The organism is Pradoshia sp. TA40_28, assembly GCF_059694525.1.
Map to the genome: position 1 here is coordinate 289,209 of NZ_JCATZO010000001.1, position 19,628 is coordinate 308,836.

The window sequence follows — 19,628 nt, forward strand, 5'->3', positions numbered from 1 at the left end:
AGTGGGGAAGGATATTCAAAATTTATGAAGTCTATGTTTACGGTCATACAAGAGCAAATACGTTCATTCTATTTAATTAGACGATTGTCATTATTTGAATTAAAAAGTGCTAACAATAATAATTATTTAGGAATACTGTGGGAATTCCTAAATCCAATGATTCAAATTGGTGTGTACTGGGTCGTATTCGGTATGGGAATTCGGGGAGGCAGAGAAGTTGGGGATGTTCCGTTTGTCTTCTGGATGCTATCCGGTATTTCCCTATGGTTCTTTGCCAATCCAGCTATTATGGATGGAACGAAATCTATTTATACGAGGATTAACTTTATCTCCAAAATGAGTTTTCCGATGAGTGCGATTCCATCGTATGTCATTATGTCGAAATTTTATCAGCATGTTGTCATTGTGATTATTGTATCCATCATTCTGCAGTTTGGTGGATTCCCTATAACTGTTTACTATTTGCAGTTGCCTTATTTTATGGTTGCTGCGATGATTCTGTTTTTTGCTGTCACACTCGTTACTTCCACGCTAGCTACGATTGTTCGTGATGTGACGATGATAGTCCAAGCCATTATGAGGATGCTCATTTATTTAACACCTATTTTGTGGGTATCAAACAGTTTGCCTGGATTCTTACAAATGATTATAAAATTTAATCCACTTACTTATCTAGTGGAAGGGTATCGTGCAGCGATGCTGGGTCAATCATGGTATTTCATCGAGCATTCACACTACACCTTATACTTTTGGGGAGTAACACTTGTGTTACTAATGATTGGATCAGCGCTTCATTTGAAATTTAGAAATCATTTTGTCGATTATTTGTAAAATGGAGTGAGGTCTACTATGGATACAGTTATTGTAAAAAATGTTTATAAAAGATATAGAATGCATAGCAAAACCTCTGAAAAATTACTGGATATTATTTTGCCGGGAGGATATGGTGAGGATTTCTATGCGCTTCAGGATATTAGTTTTACAGCCAGTAAAGGAGATGTTATTGGACTGATTGGGGTTAATGGATCAGGAAAATCAACATTATCCAATATTATTGCTGGTGTTGTCCCTCCTACGATGGGTTCGGTTGAAACAGTTGGAACAACCTCATTAATTGCGATTGCTTCCGGTTTGAATAACCAGCTGACAGGTCGGGAAAATATTGAATTGAAGTGCTTAATGCTAGGATTCAGTAAGAAACAGATTAAGGAATTAGAGCCAGAAATCATTGAATTTGCGGATATCGGCAAGTTCATTGACCAGCCTGTTAAGAAGTATTCCAGCGGGATGAAATCTAGACTTGGCTTTGCGATTTCCGTTACTGTGGACCCTGATATTCTGATCATTGATGAAGCTTTATCCGTGGGGGACCAGGCGTTTGCCGAGAAATCGAAAAAGAAAATGTACAGCTTCCGAGACCAAGGGAAAACGATTTTCTTCGTCAGCCATGCGATTGGGCAAATTAAGGATTACTGTAATAAAGCATTATGGCTTGAGTATGGAGAAATAAAAGACTTTGGTACTGTAGAAGATGTTGTACCGAAGTATGAGAAATTCCTGAAAGAATACAGAGCGATGAATGCAGCTCAGCAAAAAGCATTTAGAGAAGCTGCTATGAAAAAACAAAGCAGTTTGACTATAACTTCAAAATAATTAGCAAATGTCTTTTTAAAAAACTGGCCATCATCTTGGAGAGATGATGGCCAGTTTCGTTTTATAATTTCAAGGTTTTTAACAATAGAGCTATTAAAGAATACCCATACTCATTTAACTTTTACTTTAATAATCCGAAAAGGATGCGCTTTTTAATAAATCTTTATCACTTAAAGTTCATGCTCCAAATACAACATATCGCCTTCTTCAATAGATGCCTGCCCATTGGATAAATCCGTCATCCAGTCTATGAAGGCTTGCTTTGCGTCTTCTTCTGCAAAGGATTCAATCATGACTTTGTCCAGGTAGTGGATTTCTTTAATGGAATAGTGCGAGTTGCGAAGCTCATTTTCGATTTTCCCGAGGAGGGTATAGTCGAATGTTGATTTCATGACACGCATTAGTCTTCTTTCCACCACACCAGTCGCATTTATTCCTTCTGAAGCCGTACTTCCGTAAGCGCGGATTAATCCTCCGGCACCGAGTTTAATTCCACCGAAATAGCGTGTAACCACGACTGCGGTATCTTTCAGTCCCTTTTTCTTAATGACTTCAAGAATGGGAACGCCTGCTGTACCGCTTGGTTCACCATCATCATTGGCTTTTTGAATAAGGTCGTTTTCACCAATCATGTAGGCTGAGCAATTATGGGTAGCATCCCAATGTTTTTTCTTAATCGATTGAATAAATTGTATGGCTTCTTCCTCTGATTCGACACGGTTTACATAGGCGATAAAGCGTGACTTTTGGATGATTTGTTCCGTCTCGCCATACCCTTTTACCGTTTTATATGAATTCAGCATCTAAAACTGCCGCCTTTCCTTCTATATCAACTCTAGTATACTTTATTCTTCTGTTCCTAAAACATCTTTTATTACAGAGATAATATGTTTGTGATATAGATGTAATATAGTAAAAGTAAAAAAATACTGGAAAGCATGCTATAATTTAACTATTATGTAGTATTTCACTTCAATAATAGTTGAACTATACCCTAAATGATCAGTCTTACCCACAAAGGAAGTTCGTGACGAACGAACTGCTTTTTTATGAAATTGGTATAGATAAAGTAGATGATTCTTTTTGCACCATAACAGGAGGTAAGTACAATGCGGGTACCTAAGCTGGATGGGAAGGGACTCGACAGCATCCTCAATCATATGATTAGTACCGTAGACAATAGCAAGGGAGAAATATATGAAATAGGTGAACACTGCCAGCATGAGTTTGATCAACTTTCTTCTGAATTGGGTTCTGTGAAAACAATGGTACTAAAGGTCATAGGTGATGGGGATGATTTGGAACAGAAAGCGCGAGATTCCCGTAAACGTTTGTCAGAAGTTTCATCGCGTTTCAAGGAGTTCACGGAGGAGCAAGTACGGGCTGCCTATGAACAGGCTCATACGTTCCAAGTCGATTTAACAATGAATAGAGAGCTGGAAAAACAGCTTCGTAAACGTCGCGATGATCTAGAAAGAAGGCTAATTAATCTTAAAGATACGATTGATCGGGCTGAGGGTCTTGTCTCCCAGATTACTGTTGTTATGCATTATTTAACGAGTGATTTGAGGGATATGTCAGAGGTTCTTGATATGTATAAACAGAAACAGGACTTTGGCTTTAAAATCATTGAGGCTCAGGAAGCAGAACGAAAAAAACTTTCCCGTGAAATTCATGACGGGCCCGCCCAAATGCTCGCCAATGTGATGGTTCGTTCTGATTTAACAGAACGGATTTTTAGAGAGCGCGGTCCGGAAGAAGCGTTACTGGAGATTAAATCTTTAAAACAAATGGTTCGTAGTGCCCTGGCTGAGGTCAGGCGAATTATTTATGACCTGCGGCCGATGGCCTTAGATGATCTTGGGTTGATCCCGACATTGCGTAAATACTTGCAAACAATCGGTGACTATAATCCGAGTATTGAATTTAGATTTCAGATGTATGGACAGGAAAAAAGACTTGAGCCGAATTATGAAGTGGCTTTATTCAGACTTGCTCAAGAAGCGGTCCAGAATGCGATTAAACACGCCAATGCCAGTCTTATTCAGGTGAAGCTTGAGCTTTTGAACGAAAGAGGAACATTAACTGTACGAGATAATGGGCGTGGATTTGAACCGCACAAACAAAAGGAAGAGTCTTTTGGGATTATGGGCATGAATGAGCGTATTGAGACGCTTGAAGGAGAAATGACCATTCAATCAAGTGTGGGCGGCGGTACTTTAGTCTATATTCAAATCCCACTAAAGTCATCGGCAAATGTGTAAATATTTATTAAAATAGTTTTATAGTTATATTTTTGGTAAATGTTTGGTGTTTAAAAGTAGTCAAGAATATAATAGAGATAACGACTACTTACTAGAGTTATGGGGAGGAGAAATAATGACAACAACAATTGCAATCATAGATGATCACCAATTATTTCGAGAAGGGGTTAAACGGATTCTGGATTTTGAATCTTCTTTCTCAGTAATCGCTGAAGGGGACGATGGCAGCGAGGCTATTACAATTATGGATACCTATCATCCGGATGTAGTGATTATGGATATCAATATGCCTAATGTGAATGGTGTCGAAGCAACTGGACAGTTGATTGAAAGATTCCCGGATTCACGAGTGATTATGCTTTCAATCCATGATGATGAAAACTATGTAACCCATGCTTTAAAAACAGGTGCGCGTGGCTATTTATTAAAGGAAATGGATGCTGATGCCCTAATTGAAGCGGTTAAAGTGGTATCAGATGGGGGTTCCTATTTGCATCCTAAGGTTACACACAATTTGGTACGTGATTACCGCAGGTTGGCAACAGATGAGGTAACAAATAGTGGGAATGTGATGAATGTGGAGATTCGCCGCCCATTGCATTTACTAACGCGCCGTGAGTGTGAGGTTCTTCAATTATTGGCTGATGGCAAGAGTAACAGAGGAATCGGTGAGACCCTGTTTATCAGTGAGAAGACTGTTAAAAACCATGTGAGTAACATCCTTCAAAAAATGAACGTAAATGACCGTACCCAAGCGGTTGTATATGCCATAAAAAATGGCTGGGTTGAAGTTAGAGTATAATAAGAATATAGATGATAGCACCGGCCATTAGGTTGGTGTTTTTTGTCTCTATTGATGGTTAATCAATAGGGATTACTTGGTTTTTATCATTTGAGTAGATTTTACGAAAGATAGGGTGGAGACTGTGGATATTCCATATACAATAAGAGATGCTAATCAAGAGGACTTAGCTCGAATCGTTGAAATTTATAATTCCACTATTCAAAGCAGAATGGTAACAGCCGATATAGAAATGGTAGAGATTGAAAGTCGTTTGGATTGGTTCCTGAATCATACCTCTGACAAAAGACCTTTATGGGTAATGGAAGATGACGGCACGATTATTGGGTGGCTCAGCTTTCAGGATTTTTATGGACGGCCTGCCTATCAAGCAACCGCAGAAATCAGTATCTATATGGACCTGTCTTACCGGAAAAAAGGGGTGGGAGCCTACTTTTTAGAGTATGCCATAAAGCGGGCTCCGAGCTTGGGGATTGAGACCTTACTTGGATTTATATTTGCCCATAATGAGCCAAGTATCCGCCTTTTTAAGAAGTATGGGTTTGAGGTATGGGGCCATTTGCCGGGTGTGGCAGAATTAGATGGATTGAAAAAAGATTTGCTGATTCTAGGGAAGAAAATAGAGGAATGAATAATCTAAAAATTAGCATTTTGAACAATATAATGCAAACAGACTGATAATCATTTAAAATGAAGAATATAATAGAGGAAAATCTCAATAACAAGGAAGGTTTTTCAAATAATGAGAACAGCAATAATTACGGATAGTACAGCTTATATACCAAAAGACCTGCGAAAGCGTTATGACATACATATGATCCCATTAAGTGTAGTGTTTGGAGATGAAGTTTATCAGGAGGAGAATGAATTACCTGCTGCTGATTTTTATGAGATGGTGGAACGTTTGGATATGCTCCCAACGACATCTCAGCCATCAACTGGTAAATTCGTTGAAAAATTCGAAGAGCTTGCAAAAGACTATGATGCTGTTGTCTCGATCCATTTATCCAGTGGAATCAGCGGTACCTATCAAGGTGCCATTACAGCTGGTGAAATGGTTAAAGACATCAAAGTTTATCCTTTTGACTCCGAAATCACCTGCATGATTATGGGTTTATTCGTCATTGAAGCAGCCAAAATGGCGAAGGAAGGCAAACATCCAGAGGAAATCATTGCCCGTTTACATGAACTCCGCGAATCATCTGATGCCTACTTCATGGTAGATGATCTTTCAAATTTACAAAGGGGCGGCCGCTTAAATGGTGCTGCAGCTTTAATTGGCAGCCTGCTTCAAGTAAAGCCAATCCTGCATTTTGAAAACAAGGTGATTGTCCCTTTTGAAAAAATCCGCACGAAGAAAAAGGCTATTAAACGCATCGTTGATCTTTTTGAACAGGAATATAAAAAAGGTGTGCCTCTTCAAGCTGTTTTAATTCATGGAAATAATGAAGAAGAAGCAGACGAAATGTTAAGTGAACTAAAAGAAAAATTCCCGGAAGCCGAATTCAGTCTCAGCTATTTTGGTGCCGTGATCGGTACCCACTTAGGCCAGGGAGCATTCGGACTTGGCTGGGCAAAGCGATATAACTAATCATCATCAGGGTCGGCTGTTTTGCTGGCCCTTTACTTTTTAAAAGGAGGTTTTCCATATGAAAGCATCCAGACTCGATCCCCCACACTCTGCTACTCCTCTTCAACAGCTCCTCGTTGGTAAAGAACTCCTCATCACTGAAATTCCAAATGAATTAAAGGATCAATTGAATTCGAATGAACAAGTATACTCTGTTAAAGGGATTGAGAATGGTGTATGCAGACGCTGCGGCAATGCGGATCCCCGATTATTTGCCACCTTTTTGCACAGTGTCTGTGGTGAGAACTGCCTCTATTGCCGTTATTGTATTATGATGGGTAGAATCAGTGCCTGCACCCCCTTGTATGGATGGAAAGGAAATATGCCACCCTGGAATCCAGAGTCGGCCCAGCTCGAATGGAATGGGGCACTCTCTTCTTCGCAAAAAGAGGCATCAGATAAAATCATGCAGGCAATTCGTAAGAAAACAGATCTGTTAATCTGGGCAGTATGCGGAGCCGGCAAAACGGAGATGATCTTTGCGGGTATTGAAGAAGCACTTTGTTCCGGGAAACGTGTCTGCCTGGCTACTCCGCGCACGGATGTTATCCTGGAACTTGCTCCAAGGCTCCGTACTGTATTCCCGAACATTCCGATTGTGGCCCTTTATGGGGACAGTGAGGAAAAACAACTTTTTGCCCCATTCGTCTTATCGACTACTCATCAATTGATGCGCTATGCTGAGGCTTTCGATGTCATGATTATTGATGAAGTAGATGCGTTCCCTTATTCCTTTGATCAACATCTTCAATACGCCGTTCAAAAGGCCTGTAAAAAAGACGCTGCGATTATTTACTTGACCGCAACACCATCCAAACGATGGCAGCGTGAATTCCAGCAAGGCAAAAGAAATGGAATCCTGCTTCCTGCCCGCTTTCACAGGCATCCCATTCCAGTTCCCTTTATGAAATGGATTGGAAACTGGTCTTCCTCCATCCAGAAAAATAAACTTCCAAACCCTTTGATCCAATGGCTGAAACAGGCCATCGAATGCAAGAAACCCTTTCTTATTTTCTTCCCCAATATCGCGTTAATGGAAAAAGCTCTTCCTTTATTTCAAACCTATACATCTAATCTTCTGTCCGTCCATGCGGATGATCCTGAACGTAAAAATAAAATCATGCAGCTGCGCAAGGGCGAGATTCAAGGCTTGCTGACAACGACGATTCTAGAAAGAGGTGTGACGATTCCTAAATTGAATGTGGCTGTTGTTGGGGCAGAGGAGGAAATCTTCACAGAGTCAGCACTTGTTCAAATTGCGGGACGGGTTGGCAGAAGTAAGGATCATCCACATGGTGATTGTGTATTTTTTCATTATGGGAAAACGAACGCCATGCTTGATGCCATTCAACAAATCAACCAAATGAATAAGGAAGCCGTTAAAAGGGGGCTGTTGGATTGACCATTTTCCATTCCTCTCTTTGTCTCTATTGTCATAGTCCAATCCAGGAGATTGCCGGCTGGGCGCATATCCTCTTTTTAGAGGAAGCTGATTTACTCTGTACAACCTGTCGCTCCAGGCTTACACCCATTCAAGGGAATACGTGTGTCGTTTGCTGTAAACCACTTCAGGAGGGAGGCAGATGCTCGGATTGCGAGCAGTGGCAGACTGACCCCTTATATGGCCAGGCACTTGATTATAATCTTTCCTTATATACGTATAATTCGTTTATGAAGGAGTTTATTGCTCGCTTTAAATATCGGGGAGATTATGAATTGGTTCGCTTATTTAGCAAAGAACTGCGAAAAAAGGCGCCGCGAGCAGACATTGTCATTCCCATTCCGCTAAGTGACGAGCGTCTCCAGGAACGAGGGTTTAATCAGGCTGAAGCGATTGGTGTGATGGCCGGGATGCCTCTGACATATGGGCTGATTCGTGTCCATGGAGAGAAACAGTCGAAGAAGAGTCGGTATGAACGCATCCATACGAAACAGGTATTTGGGATCCATCCTAAAGCCTCATCTTTCCAAGACAAAACCATTCTTGTGCTTGATGATATCTATACAACAGGCTCCACCTTAAGGCATGCTGGTGCCATTTTAAAGGAGGCAGGTGCAAGGAGTGTTGTTTCTTTGACCATCGCTCGATGACCTTCATCTTTCAACGATCGTTCCGATAAGTAAACTATAACCTTGCTTATGAGGAGGAAACCAATGATGAATGAACTGACCAATTGTCCGAATTGCCAGGCTCTGTTCGTGAAAAATCAATTCAGAGATGTCTGCGAGACTTGTTATAAAAAAGAAGAAGCAATCTATAATGAAGTATACCAATATATCCGTAAGCGTGAAAATCGCACAGCAACGATTGTTCAGGTTGTCAAAGCAACCGGTGTGGATGAGTCCTTGCTAATGAAATTTATTAAAAGCGGGAAGCTTAGAATCGCTTCCAATCCACATTTAGGCTATGCCTGTGAGCATTGTGGTTCAATCATCCGTGAAGGAAATTTTTGCGTGAGCTGCAGGAAAGATTTGCGGGCTGACCTTGAGCGGCATGAACGGGATGAGGCACTCCAAAAAGAGATTGAAGAACGTGGGCGCCAAATGACCTATTACCGTAAATCTTAGGGGAAATAAGCATTTAGACCTGTCTGATCATTTTTGATTAATGATGCCCCGTATGTCATAATTTTCTGGGCAGATACGTAAACAAATGATCTTTGCTGTCGATACTAACAGTAGAGATGCAAGAAGGACTGATTGATCATCTTTTAATCAGAAGACAGATCATCAACATACCTTAGAAGCTAATGTGACGGAAGGAAAGTGAGGAACGCGAAATGAAAATTAACCATCTAAATCAATATGGCGTAAATCCATACCAAAAGGCAGTCAATAAAGCCGATACCTCCATGAAGCCTTCCCAGCTTGCCGATAAAGTGGAAATTTCCAGCCAAGCGAAAGAATTGCAGAATATATCGAGTGTAGCAGTCGAACGTCAAGCAAAAATAGACGAAATTAAAAAGCAAATTGAGAATGGCACGTATGAAGTTAATGTCAATGAGACAGCGAAAAGCGTATTCAATTTTTATTCGAAAAAATAAGGCGGAGGCCAGTATGAGGCTTGTACTGGCTTCCTCTTTTTATATGGGGTGAACGAATGTCAGCTCAATCGATTATTCAAACACTGCGGCAGCTCATTGACCTGCACAGGGAACTGAACAGGATGGCTCAGGAAAAAACAGAAGCAATCAAAGCTGAAGAGCTAAAACTATTGACCAGCCTGCTGGTTCAGGAAAGAAAGTTCGTCGTTGCCATTGAAAGAGTAGAAAAGATTCGGCAGGATGACGTCCATGCTTTTCTTGAGAAAAAGGGCATACCTAGCGGGTCCGCCTCTTTAGCAGAGTGTATCGAATATGCTGAAGGGTTCGAGCAAGCTGAACTGAAACAGTTAGGAACTGAATTGCGAACTGAGGTTATGCGTTTAAAAGAACGAAATGAATTAAATCAGCAGTTAATCTATCAATCTTTGCAATTCGTGAATTTAAACTTAAATCTGATGCTACCAGAGACTGAGAATTATACATATGAAAGGCCACAGGATTCAGAGAGTGGAAGAAAACAAAGCCAATCGCTATTTGATTCGAAGGCCTGAAAAAATGGAGGAGCTTTTATGACATCAACCTTTCATGGGTTAGAAACAGCAAGGCGGGGACTGACGACTCAGCAGGCTGCTTTATATGTAGTGGGTCAAAATGTTGCCAATGCCAATACACTCGGATACTCTCGCCAACGGGTTAATATGACACCGGAAACGGCTTTTCCTAATCCTTCAATGAACCGCGAGGAAATTCCCGGCCAATTGGGCACAGGGGTTAAAGCGGGTTCCATCCAACGGGTTCGTGAAAGCTTCTTGGATGTTCAATATAGAAGCGAAAGCACAAAGCTTGGGTTTTGGACTGCCAAAGCGGACGGCTTAAGCAAAATAGAGGATGTCATGAACGAGCTGAGCGGAACAGGTCTTTCTGATTCTATCGATTCATTCTGGCAATCCCTGCAGGACTTGGCCATAAACTCCGTTAACTCTGGAGGTAAGGCTGTTGTTCGTGAGCGGGGAACTGCCCTGGCTGATACGTTTACCTATTTGAATGGGAACTTAACGATGGTCAGGTCCGATCTGAAGAATGAGTTGGGTGTGACGGTTGAAAAGGTCAATGGGTTGATGGAAAGCATCGATAACCTCAATAAACAAATCGCGGCGATTGAACCGCACGGGTACTTGCCGAATGATTTATATGATTCACGTGATCTGTTAATTGACGAGTTATCCTCCATGGTGAATATTAAGGTCGATTATGTGAAAAACGGTGGGAGTTCACAGGCGCAAGCAATGGGAACAGCCGTGATTAAGCTGAATAATGGAACGGCTGAACCGATGACGCTGATTGATTCGACGAACGTTCATCCAATCTCTCTTACCTATAATGGAGAAGATGGGGCGGTTGATTCAATTGGTATTGGCGGAAATGTCATGACTTCAGCAAACTTTACTTCTGAAGGGAAACTGCTGTCTCTTCTCCAAACTCATGGCTATATGAATGCGGAAGGAACCGTGACAGGGGATTTACCGGATATGCTCAAAGAACTTGACCATATGGCCTATACCTTTGCAACCGAGTTTAATAAGGTTCATAAGGAAGGCTTAAGCGCGAAGGAGCTGGCAGCCTGGAAATTAGCTTTGGAGAATGATCCAACTGCGAAGGTAGAAGACTTTAATGAAGATATTCTTTTCTTTGTTGATGAAAATAACGCAGATCCTCAGAACGTTAAGGGCTTTGCCGGCCGTATTCAACTATCTGATGAAATCCAGGAAAGCTATGATTATATCGCAACTGCATCTGTAGCTACTCCCAATGACGGAGACGCCAGTCATGTCTTAAAGCTTGCCGCTGTCTTTTATGAAAAGTTCAATTATAAGGATGCATTAGGGGACACGTCTGCCAATGCTGAAAAAGAATCTTTGGGCGCTTATTTGCAAAGTGTAATTGGAACTATGGCGGTTAAAACGGAACAAGCAAATCGTTTATCTGACAACAGTACGACTTTGCTGCAGAATGTCAGCGACAGACGTTCTTCTGTTAGTGCTGTCTCATTGGATGAAGAAATGACGAATATGGTTCAGTTTCAGCAGGCATATAATGCATCGGCGCGAATGATCACGATGTTGGATGAATGCCTCGATAAAATAATCAACGGCCTTGGCGTCGGTGGCAGGTAGGTGAATGGAAATGAGAGTCACACAAAGTATGGTTGCAGCCAATTCTTTACGGAATATCAATAAGAGTTATGGATCGATGGCATCGTATTTGGAACAGCTGTCAACAGGCAAAAAGATTACGAAAGCTTCGGATGATCCAGTGGTTGCGCAAAAGGGAATGTATTACCGGACAAGCCTCAAGGAAGTCGAACAATATAAACGTAATTTATCAGAGGTCTATCTTTGGATGGACAACTCGGAAGCTTCTATGGATCAGGCAAATAGCAACTTTCAGCGAATCCGCGAACTGATGCTGCAGGCAAAAAATGACACGAATCAAACAGAAGACCGGGAAGCAATCCGTAAAGAAATTTCTCAGTTGAAAGAAGACTTAGTATCTGTAGCCAATACGCAGGTTGCCGGCCGCTATATTTTTAATGGAACAAGCGTCAATACACCTCCTGTTATCTCCGATCAAACCGGGGTCACCGTGAGCTCACAAAATGATCCCTATTTGGTGGAAGTATCAAGAGGAATTCAATTAAAGGCCAATGCAGATCCTTCACAGCTATTCAGTCAGGAACTCTTTAATACAATTGGTGAGATTGAGAACGAGTTATCCGATGAAAATATGAATTTTGATTCCTTACTGGAGAAATTCGATAGTCTAGTAACCACTTTTTCAGCGGAGCGTTCTGATCTTGGTGCTCGCTATAATCGTCTGGAACTATTGGAAGCTAGAATTGATAACCAAGAGGTATTAGCCAAAAAGGTATTGAGTGAAAATGAAGATGTAGACATGGAAAAGGTCTATACGGATTTTATTACGCAGGAAAGTGTTCACAGAGCTGCTTTACAAATGGGAGCAAGCATCATTCAGCCAAGCTTGGTTGATTTCTTACGCTAAAAAATGGAGTTGGCTCAAGAAGCGCCTATTGGCTAATCTGGTCAACTCTTTTTGTATGTTAAGAGGAGGAGAGACAATCCATGCCTATTGCCCAATTGCAAATGAACTCAACATCGGCACAGCTTGGTTATCAAATTACACCTATTAATCAATCGATTGATCAAGAGATGGCAGATGTATCAATTGAACAGCCAAAGGCAGCCATGACCATCTATCATCAGCATTCCAGATTAACGATTGATCAAACTAAAGCAAGAGAGGATGTCAATCTCTTCAGTGCCATTCGCCTGAATGAAAAGTTTGCGCAGGAAGGACACCAAGCATGGCTGAAATCACTAGCCAACACGGCTGAAGAAGGGAAGCAGTTACTGCAGATTGAGAACGGCGGCGAGACATTAGCAATGATTGCGAAACAAAATACGACCCGCCCCTTCTATAACTCAAGGCTCGCTTTCATTCCGTCACATGGAAGTGTGCGGATTCATTACGATCCTGGCTCGGTGGAAGTAGATATACAGCCCCGAAAGGTGAATATTCAGGTGCAAACCCATAAGCCGAATATCAATTATATCCCAGGCAGTATAAGCTATTATATGAAAGAATATCAATCTCTTACGTTTTTTGTAGTCAACCAAAATCCATTTGAAATCAATATATAGGGGTGAAGAAGAGTGAAGCTAACAACAAAATATCATGGTGAGCAAGTAATCGAGGAAAAAGAGATGATTGTGTTTAATGAAGGCATTCCAGGTTTCCCATACGAAAAGAAATTTGTGCTTCTTCCTTTAACAGATGATCAATCCTTCTTTGTGCTTCAGTCTGCAACAACATCTAATCTGGCTTTTGTGATGACAAGTCCATTTTTAACCTATCCGGATTATGAATTTAAATTGGATGATGATATCGTGAAGTCATTAGGGGGAACAGAAGAATATATGACGGTGTTTACGATTGTGACGGCAAAGGACCCTTTTGAAGAGTCAACGATCAATCTTCAAGCTCCATTGATTATTGATACGAAGAATGGCAAAGGAAAGCAAATCATTCTTAATCAAACAAACTATCAAACGCGAACACCTTTATTTCCAAAAGTAGAAAGCAAGGGGGAGTAAAGCATGCTGATTCTATCAAGGAAAAAAGATGAATCCATTTTAGTAGGTCCCGATATTGAAATCACGGTTATTTCAGTCCAAGGCGATCAAGTTAAGCTCGGGATTAAAGCACCGAAGCAAGTCGATGTGTATCGGAAAGAATTATTTGAAGAGATCCAGCATGAGAATGTAGAAGCAGCAGAGATTACGTTTAATATAGGTGAATTGATTAATAATTCTAAAAATATGACTAAAGACTCATAGAGAGCGATGGAATTCACCCGATAGAAATAGTGTACAAGGAAAGGAAAGGCGGTCGCTTTTCTCCATTTGTACATATCAAGGACCACATGGACGTGATCCGTTAAAATCAGGGAGGATTTTTTAGTATGATTATTAATCACAATATCGCAGCTTTAAACACGCATCGCCAGTTATCAAGTGCAAATGGTGCCCAATCTAAATCGATGGAGAAATTGGCTTCAGGTCAACGAATTAACCGTGCAGGAGATGACGCAGCAGGTCTGGCGATCTCAGAAAAAATGCGTGGACAAATTCGCGGATTGGATCAAGCTTCCCGTAATGCTCAAGATGGTATTTCTATGATTCAAACAGCTGAGGGTGCTTTGAATGAAACGCATGATATCCTTCAACGTATGCGTGAACTTGCTGTTCAATCTTCTACAGATACCAATACAGATACCGACCGTGCTGAATTGCAAAAGGAATTTAATCAATTGGCGAAAGAAATTACACGTATTTCTAAAACAACGGAATTTAATACGCAAAAGCTTCTGGATGGATCAGATGCGGATGGCAAAGTATTTCATATTGGGGCCAATGCCGATCAGAGCTTAACTCTTACGATTGGAGCCATGGATGCTACTACTCTATTAGTTGGTACGGGAACAACGGAAACCGATACTGTAGGTATCGATATTTCGACGCAAACAGGTGCTGATGCTGCTATTACATTAGTGAATACGGCGATTGAGACTGTTTCAACGGAGCGTTCTAAATTAGGAGCTACTCAAAATCGATTAGAGCACACGATCAATAACTTAGGTACATCTTCAGAAAACTTGACAGCTGCTGAATCACGTGTTCGTGATGTTGATATGGCAAAAGAAATGATGGAGCAAACGAAAAACTCCATTCTTTCTCAAGCATCTCAAGCGATGCTTGCCCAAGCCAACCAAACACCGCAAAACGTACTTCAGTTGCTGCGTTAATTCTATTAAAATCGGAATCCTCATATGGATTCCGATTTTTTTAAATAAAAAATGTTAAAATTTTATATTAAAACTATTAAATGTTAAACTAAGTTTCCGATATAGATTATGTAAGCGAAACAAACCCGGAAATTTCATACTGATTGCTCAGGACGAGTAAATATTTCTTATTGAATCATCGCAGGACGCGGATGTGAGATAGGGGATGTTTACTCTTTTTATGCGTACTCAAGCATAAGGAGGGTAATGTTCTCTATGGGGGTCTTACATACTGATTACTTTTCTCAAGGAGGAGGACCACAACTATGCTAGTACTGGGTAGAAGACCGGGTGAATTTATCAAAATCGGTGATGACATCATCGTAAAGGTCGTTAAAAGTGAAGATGGACATCTTCGCTTAGCTATAGATGCTCCCAAACACGTAAAAATTACGCGTGGGGAACTTTTGGATAATCAACAAAACAAATAGAATACCTATTTGCTCACGGACGAGCGGAACTGACAAAGGATGCATGGAAGCATCAAGGATCAGCACCGTTCGTCTTTTTTGATCTCGTTATTACTGGCAACCCCCATCCTAGGCAATGGGCAAGTTTCCATTAATATATAAATTTAAAGTAACAGGTGGAAAAGGAAGTCCACCTACACATTCCAAGGAGGAAAATTAAATGATTATCAATCACAATATTACTGCCCTTAAAACTTACGGGCAACTAAGCAGCGCAAACAGCGCACAAAGCAAATCCATGGAGAAATTATCTTCTGGACAACGTATCAACAGTGCAGCTGATGATGCAGCGGGCTTAGCTATCTCTGAAAAAATGCGTGCTCAAGTACGTGGGTTAGACCAAGCTTCCGCAAATGCGCAAGATGGTATCTCTTTAATTCAAACAGCTGAAGGTGCATTAAGCGAGACACATGATATTCTTCAGCGTATGCGTGAATTAGCAGTTCAATCTTCAAATGATACAAATACAACTACTGATCGTGGAGAATTACAAAAAGAAGTAGATGAATTAGCAAAAGAAATCACTCGTATTGCCAATAATACTGAATTCAATACTCAAAAACTATTGGATGGACAAGGTGCTGAAGAGCTTACTTTCCAAATTGGAGCTAACAAAGACCAAACTATGAAAATTAGTATACGTGCAATGGACGCAGAAACACTTGAAGTGGCAGCGACTACTACAACACCAGGTGATAATGCAGCTGCAACTCCAGGAACTCCTGCAAGTGGTGCAATTGAAGCTGTTCCAGGAACTCCTGCTAAAACTTCAGGCGGTCTTGATATTAGCACGGATTCAGCAACAGCATCAGCTGCAATTGAAACTATTAATAAAGCCATTGAAAAAGTGTCTTCTGAACGCTCTAAACTTGGTGCCAACCAAAATCGTCTAGAACATACAATTAATAACCTAAGTACTTCTTCAGAAAACCTAACAGCAGCGGAATCTCGTATCCGTGATGTTGATATGGCTAAAGAAATGATGGAACAAACTAAAAACTCTATTCTTTCTCAAGCTGCACAAGCGATGCTTGCTCAAGCTAACCAACAACCACAAAACGTACTTCAATTGTTACGTTAATCTATATTTGAGAGGGACCTATTCTGGTTCCTCTTCTTTTTATTCCCTCACAATTCTTACAGTTCCTCTTAAAGTTTCCCCAATCTTACCGATATACCTAATAACAGTGAACTGAATAGTTGGAGGTGTGGTATGGTGAATGGTGTTTCGGCTGATGTGGGTCATTTGGCTCCACAGTCACTTACTAAAAGTACTGGTCCTATAAAGGAGCAGGCTTTACTTCAGAACGTTATTCCTCAACAAGAACAGGCACCTATGACAGATGTACAAATGAAAGAAAAGCTTACAGAAACGACGGAAGCGATGAATAGATTTATAGGACCAATGCATGCATCTTTGAAATTTGAGCTTCACGAGGATTTAAATGAATACTATGTAACTGTGGTTGATGATGCAACTGGCAATGTGTTGCGAGAAATTCCTCCAAAGAAGATGCTCGATATGTATGCAGCTATGGTAGATAATATGACTTTATTTGTAGATAGAAAAGTGTAAGGAAGTGAAAGAATGCGTATTTCAGGTTTAGCTAGTGGAATGGATACTGAAACAATGGTTAAACAGCTGATGCAGGCTGAAAGAATTCCCTTAGATAAATTAAAGCAAAATAAACAATCGCTTGAATGGAAGAGAGATGACTACCGTTCAATTAATACACTGTTAACGAATTTCCGGCAAGAAGTATTGAATATGAAACTTAGTTCATCCTATCGCTCTAAAACAACAAGCAGTACGAATGAGGCAATGGTTACTGCCACTTCAACATCTGGAGCGAGTGCAACCAGTTATTCTTTATCTAAAGTTACACAGCTGGCGAAAGCTGCTTCTCTTACAAGTATGGATAAATTATCGAGATCAACTGCAGATAAAATAGATACCAGTAAATCATTAGAATCCATGGCCGGCAATTTTGGTTCTTCCATCACATGGGATCCAAAACCTGGTGTCGTTGAAACACAGAAGTTTACGGCAATGGGATCTGGCATCGATCTTAAATTACCTGACACTGTTGAGATTCAAGATAATCAGGTTCAAATTAAAGTGGCAGGAAAAGTGTTGGAACGGTACTCTAAGAATAACGAGGGTGCAACAGTAGAAAATTATGAAATTGATATAAAGGGAAATATTACGTTCGTTAATAATATTCCAGAATCTGGTTCAAATATCGAAGTCAATTATATAGCAAATAAGAAATTGGAGACAATATCTATAGCTAAAGATGCATCGAGCTTTCAACTTTCAAAAGGAGCCATTAATAAAGATTCATTAAGCCTGAAAATTGGCGGTAAAACGATTTCGATTGATGAAAATAACGGTTTTAAGGAAGGTTCTTTATCAGGTACGATAGATTTCAGTACAGGCAAGGTCATACTTAACTCAGCTGCGAGTGAAGCTGTAGATATAGAGGCTGAATATACGCAAAAGTATTCTACGATGAATATGAAGACGACTACCTCAAGTGGTGAGATAAATGAAACATTCTTCATTACAGCTGATCAATCATTAGATTCGGTTATTAATAAAGTAAATTCATCTAAGCTTGGACTAACCATGTTTTATGATTCACATACAGATAAAATTTCGATGACTAGAAAAGAAACAGGTGATTTTGCTGGAGCGGCTGATATCCAAATTGCTGATTCATCACTAGCAAGAGCCTTTCAATTATATGGTACACATACGGATGGCACTGTTAAACAAGCGGCTGTAACGTCAGGTGCCAATGCTAAATTTACTATTAACGGGTTAGAGACTCAACGGTCAAGTAACACTTTTTCTATGAACGGAGTAACATTCACCCTTAAAAGTAAATTTACCGAGGAAGTAACTGTCGGTATCAACAACGATACCTCCAAAGTATATGACAATATAAAAGGGTTTGTGGATAAATACAACGAATTAATAGCTGGAATCAAGGGGAAAGTCAGTGAGGAACGTAATCGTAATTATCTCCCTTTGACAGATGAAGAACGGGATAGTTTGAGTGAGGATGAGATTGAGAAATGGGATAAAATTGCGAAGGCTGGGCTTTTGAAAAATGATTCCATTTTGACCGGTGTTTTAAACAATATGCGTTCCAGTTTTTCCAATTCGATTTCCTCATCTACTGGTTTGTATAAACAATTAAGCAGTATTGGCATCTCCACTACCTCTGATTACTTAGCAGGCGGAAAACTCGAAATCAATGAAACGAAATTAAAGCAGGCATTGGAAGATGATCCTGAAAGTGTAGAGGCTTTATTTGCTTCAGAAAACGGGATTTTGTCTAAGCTGCAGGACAATATATCCGCAGCTACTGACCAGCTGAAGACAAGAGCGGGAACGTCCTTGTCGACGAATGCTACGTTTACGATGGGCAGAGATTTAACGAACATTGAAGATCGAATCAGTAGATTCGAAGACCGGCTGCTCCAAGTAGAGGACCGCTACTACAAACAATTCACCGCTATGGAAAAAGCAATTCAGCAGGCGAACAGCCAATCAGGTTATTTATCTTCCATGTTTGCGACTGGTTAATAAAAAAGGAGTGTACGTATAAATGGCAATACAAAATCCGTATCAGGCTTATCAAACGAATACTGTGAATACCGCTTCCCCAGGAGAATTGACGCTTATGCTCTATAATGGCTGCCTGAAATTTATCAAAGCAGCACGATTAGGGATGGAATCGAAAAAAATCCAAGCCAGACATGAGAATCTCCTAAAAGCGCAAAATATCATTAGTGAACTACGAATTACATTAAATATGGACATGGCTATCTCTCAAAATATGATGACCATGTATGATTATATATACGCTCGTTTGGTTGAGGCGAATACAAAGAATGATCCGACCATTTTAGATGAGGTGGAGGGATTGGTAGTCGAATTCCGTGATACATGGAAGCAGGCTATCCAGCTCAACCGCCAAAAGCAATACACCTCAGGCGGACAGGCTTAAATTTTATAAAGGAAGGGCCGAAAGATTATTCTTTCGGCCCTTTTGCTAGTTAATCGATTATATCTTGATCTTCTATTTGGGTTATCCACCAGTCATGTACACCATTTATAAAGGCAATCATGAAAATTTGGACAGCTCCAAGAACTATTAATTTCAATCCTTCTAAACTTCCAGTTATGTATGAATAGATATTAAATAAAATTAAACCAATCAGTATGGCATTCAGTATATGGATTCCTTTATCCATTTTCATATTTCTGCCTCTTTCCATTCTCATTAAAAACCCTTTTATGTTAAATATATCCATAGTTATTATGACCTATT

General features: G+C 40.4%; 23 protein-coding genes and 1 pseudogene. 22 read left to right on the forward strand and 2 right to left on the reverse strand.

Annotation, left to right across the window (positions count from 1 at the left end):
- The first annotated feature begins 24 nt into the window (after positions 1–24).
- Positions 25–831, forward strand: a complete 807-nt coding sequence (locus tag AC58NB_RS01270; protein ID WP_497424994.1) for an ABC transporter permease — start codon at positions 25–27, stop codon at positions 829–831.
- 18 nt (positions 832–849) lie between these two features.
- Positions 850–1,629 (forward strand): annotated as a pseudogene (tagH, locus tag AC58NB_RS01275) (teichoic acids export ABC transporter ATP-binding subunit TagH); the annotation flags it as partial.
- Positions 1,630–1,823: 194 nt separating this feature from the next.
- Here the strand turns inward: tagH and AC58NB_RS01280 are convergent.
- Positions 1,824–2,456: a YigZ family protein gene (locus tag AC58NB_RS01280; protein ID WP_497424995.1), complete on the reverse strand. Its 633-nt coding sequence runs from the start codon at positions 2,454–2,456 to the stop codon at positions 1,824–1,826.
- Between the two features lie 306 nt (positions 2,457–2,762).
- On the opposite strand from AC58NB_RS01280, the gene AC58NB_RS01285 reads away from it, so the two are divergent.
- The 20 genes from AC58NB_RS01285 to fliS all read left to right on the forward strand — a co-directional run bounded on the left by AC58NB_RS01285 (position 2,763) and on the right by fliS (position 19,304).
- Positions 2,763–3,917 (forward strand): sensor histidine kinase, encoded by a 1,155-nt coding sequence (locus AC58NB_RS01285; RefSeq protein WP_497424996.1) that lies wholly within the window; start codon positions 2,763–2,765, stop codon positions 3,915–3,917.
- A gap of 115 nt (positions 3,918–4,032) precedes the next feature.
- Positions 4,033–4,719 (forward strand): response regulator, encoded by a 687-nt coding sequence (locus AC58NB_RS01290; RefSeq protein WP_497424997.1) that lies wholly within the window; start codon positions 4,033–4,035, stop codon positions 4,717–4,719.
- A 124-nt stretch (positions 4,720–4,843) separates the two neighbouring features.
- On the forward strand, positions 4,844–5,350 hold the full coding sequence (locus AC58NB_RS01295) for a GNAT family N-acetyltransferase (RefSeq protein ID WP_497424998.1): 507 nt from the start codon (positions 4,844–4,846) through the stop codon (positions 5,348–5,350).
- Positions 5,351–5,461: 111 nt separating this feature from the next.
- Positions 5,462–6,310: a DegV family protein gene (locus tag AC58NB_RS01300; protein ID WP_497424999.1), complete on the forward strand. Its 849-nt coding sequence runs from the start codon at positions 5,462–5,464 to the stop codon at positions 6,308–6,310.
- 58 nt (positions 6,311–6,368) lie between these two features.
- Positions 6,369–7,751, forward strand: a complete 1,383-nt coding sequence (locus AC58NB_RS01305) for an ATP-dependent helicase ComFA (RefSeq protein WP_497425000.1) — start codon at positions 6,369–6,371, stop codon at positions 7,749–7,751.
- Complete coding sequence (locus AC58NB_RS01310; protein WP_497425001.1) at positions 7,748–8,440, forward strand: ComFC family protein; 693 nt, start codon at positions 7,748–7,750, stop codon at positions 8,438–8,440. Before AC58NB_RS01305 ends, AC58NB_RS01310 begins: the two co-directional genes overlap by 4 nt.
- A gap of 63 nt (positions 8,441–8,503) precedes the next feature.
- Entirely contained in the window at positions 8,504–8,917 is a 414-nt protein-coding gene (locus AC58NB_RS01315; protein WP_497425002.1) for a TIGR03826 family flagellar region protein, read from the forward strand.
- Between the two features lie 212 nt (positions 8,918–9,129).
- Complete coding sequence (flgM, locus tag AC58NB_RS01320; protein WP_497425003.1) at positions 9,130–9,393, forward strand: flagellar biosynthesis anti-sigma factor FlgM; 264 nt, start codon at positions 9,130–9,132, stop codon at positions 9,391–9,393.
- 56 nt (positions 9,394–9,449) lie between these two features.
- Entirely contained in the window at positions 9,450–9,944 is a 495-nt protein-coding gene (locus tag AC58NB_RS01325; protein ID WP_497425004.1) for a flagellar protein FlgN, read from the forward strand.
- 18 nt (positions 9,945–9,962) lie between these two features.
- The gene (flgK, locus tag AC58NB_RS01330) at positions 9,963–11,567 is read left to right on the forward strand and encodes a flagellar hook-associated protein FlgK (RefSeq protein ID WP_497425005.1); all 1,605 of its coding nucleotides are present in this window, start codon (positions 9,963–9,965) and stop codon (positions 11,565–11,567) included.
- A gap of 10 nt (positions 11,568–11,577) precedes the next feature.
- On the forward strand, positions 11,578–12,453 hold the full coding sequence (flgL, locus tag AC58NB_RS01335; protein WP_497425006.1) for a flagellar hook-associated protein FlgL: 876 nt from the start codon (positions 11,578–11,580) through the stop codon (positions 12,451–12,453).
- Positions 12,454–12,533: 80 nt separating this feature from the next.
- Positions 12,534–13,112 carry a DUF6470 family protein gene (locus tag AC58NB_RS01340; protein WP_497425007.1) on the forward strand — a complete coding sequence of 193 codons (579 nt, stop codon included), beginning with the start codon at positions 12,534–12,536 and terminating at the stop codon, positions 13,110–13,112.
- Between the two features lie 12 nt (positions 13,113–13,124).
- Entirely contained in the window at positions 13,125–13,565 is a 441-nt protein-coding gene (fliW, locus tag AC58NB_RS01345; RefSeq protein WP_497425008.1) for a flagellar assembly protein FliW, read from the forward strand.
- 3 nt (positions 13,566–13,568) lie between these two features.
- Positions 13,569–13,808 (forward strand): carbon storage regulator CsrA, encoded by a 240-nt coding sequence (gene csrA / locus AC58NB_RS01350; RefSeq protein WP_497425009.1) that lies wholly within the window; start codon positions 13,569–13,571, stop codon positions 13,806–13,808.
- 125 nt (positions 13,809–13,933) lie between these two features.
- On the forward strand, positions 13,934–14,776 hold the full coding sequence (gene hag / locus AC58NB_RS01355) for a flagellin Hag (RefSeq protein WP_497425010.1): 843 nt from the start codon (positions 13,934–13,936) through the stop codon (positions 14,774–14,776).
- Between the two features lie 305 nt (positions 14,777–15,081).
- Entirely contained in the window at positions 15,082–15,246 is a 165-nt protein-coding gene (locus tag AC58NB_RS01360) for a carbon storage regulator (protein ID WP_140461804.1), read from the forward strand.
- 199 nt (positions 15,247–15,445) lie between these two features.
- The gene (gene hag, locus AC58NB_RS01365) at positions 15,446–16,366 is read left to right on the forward strand and encodes a flagellin Hag (RefSeq protein ID WP_497425011.1); all 921 of its coding nucleotides are present in this window, start codon (positions 15,446–15,448) and stop codon (positions 16,364–16,366) included.
- Positions 16,367–16,498: 132 nt separating this feature from the next.
- Positions 16,499–16,861 (forward strand): flagellar protein FlaG, encoded by a 363-nt coding sequence (gene flaG / locus AC58NB_RS01370; RefSeq protein ID WP_497425012.1) that lies wholly within the window; start codon positions 16,499–16,501, stop codon positions 16,859–16,861.
- Between the two features lie 12 nt (positions 16,862–16,873).
- Positions 16,874–18,880 carry a flagellar filament capping protein FliD gene (gene fliD / locus AC58NB_RS01375; RefSeq protein WP_497425013.1) on the forward strand — a complete coding sequence of 669 codons (2,007 nt, stop codon included), beginning with the start codon at positions 16,874–16,876 and terminating at the stop codon, positions 18,878–18,880.
- A gap of 22 nt (positions 18,881–18,902) precedes the next feature.
- Positions 18,903–19,304, forward strand: coding sequence for a flagellar export chaperone FliS (gene fliS / locus AC58NB_RS01380; RefSeq protein WP_497425014.1), 402 nt, complete (start codon positions 18,903–18,905; stop codon positions 19,302–19,304).
- 49 nt (positions 19,305–19,353) lie between these two features.
- On the opposite strand, the gene AC58NB_RS01385 is transcribed toward fliS, so the two are convergent.
- Positions 19,354–19,557: a hypothetical protein gene (locus AC58NB_RS01385; protein WP_497425015.1), complete on the reverse strand. Its 204-nt coding sequence runs from the start codon at positions 19,555–19,557 to the stop codon at positions 19,354–19,356.
- Between the last annotated feature and the right edge of the window lie 71 nt (positions 19,558–19,628).

Bases quoted from the DNA above. Each gene is read 5' to 3' on its own strand.
- AC58NB_RS01270 (WP_497424994.1), top strand. From the start codon at position 25: ATGAAGTCTATGTTTACGGTCATACAAGAGCAAATACGTTCATTCTAT.
- AC58NB_RS01280 (WP_497424995.1), bottom strand. From the start codon at position 2,456: ATGCTGAATTCATATAAAACGGTAAAAGGGTATGGCGAGACGGAACAA.
- AC58NB_RS01285 (WP_497424996.1), top strand. From the start codon at position 2,763: ATGCGGGTACCTAAGCTGGATGGGAAGGGACTCGACAGCATCCTCAAT.
- AC58NB_RS01290 (WP_497424997.1), top strand. From the start codon at position 4,033: ATGACAACAACAATTGCAATCATAGATGATCACCAATTATTTCGAGAA.
- AC58NB_RS01300 (WP_497424999.1), top strand. From the start codon at position 5,462: ATGAGAACAGCAATAATTACGGATAGTACAGCTTATATACCAAAAGAC.
- AC58NB_RS01305 (WP_497425000.1), top strand. From the start codon at position 6,369: ATGAAAGCATCCAGACTCGATCCCCCACACTCTGCTACTCCTCTTCAA.
- AC58NB_RS01315 (WP_497425002.1), top strand. From the start codon at position 8,504: ATGATGAATGAACTGACCAATTGTCCGAATTGCCAGGCTCTGTTCGTG.
- flgM (WP_497425003.1), top strand. From the start codon at position 9,130: ATGAAAATTAACCATCTAAATCAATATGGCGTAAATCCATACCAAAAG.
- AC58NB_RS01325 (WP_497425004.1), top strand. From the start codon at position 9,450: ATGTCAGCTCAATCGATTATTCAAACACTGCGGCAGCTCATTGACCTG.
- flgK (WP_497425005.1), top strand. From the start codon at position 9,963: ATGACATCAACCTTTCATGGGTTAGAAACAGCAAGGCGGGGACTGACG.
- flgL (WP_497425006.1), top strand. From the start codon at position 11,578: ATGAGAGTCACACAAAGTATGGTTGCAGCCAATTCTTTACGGAATATC.
- AC58NB_RS01340 (WP_497425007.1), top strand. From the start codon at position 12,534: ATGCCTATTGCCCAATTGCAAATGAACTCAACATCGGCACAGCTTGGT.
- csrA (WP_497425009.1), top strand. From the start codon at position 13,569: ATGCTGATTCTATCAAGGAAAAAAGATGAATCCATTTTAGTAGGTCCC.
- hag (WP_497425010.1), top strand. From the start codon at position 13,934: ATGATTATTAATCACAATATCGCAGCTTTAAACACGCATCGCCAGTTA.
- AC58NB_RS01360 (WP_140461804.1), top strand. From the start codon at position 15,082: ATGCTAGTACTGGGTAGAAGACCGGGTGAATTTATCAAAATCGGTGAT.
- hag (WP_497425011.1), top strand. From the start codon at position 15,446: ATGATTATCAATCACAATATTACTGCCCTTAAAACTTACGGGCAACTA.
- flaG (WP_497425012.1), top strand. From the start codon at position 16,499: ATGGTGAATGGTGTTTCGGCTGATGTGGGTCATTTGGCTCCACAGTCA.
- fliD (WP_497425013.1), top strand. From the start codon at position 16,874: ATGCGTATTTCAGGTTTAGCTAGTGGAATGGATACTGAAACAATGGTT.
- fliS (WP_497425014.1), top strand. From the start codon at position 18,903: ATGGCAATACAAAATCCGTATCAGGCTTATCAAACGAATACTGTGAAT.
- AC58NB_RS01385 (WP_497425015.1), bottom strand. From the start codon at position 19,557: ATGAAAATGGATAAAGGAATCCATATACTGAATGCCATACTGATTGGT.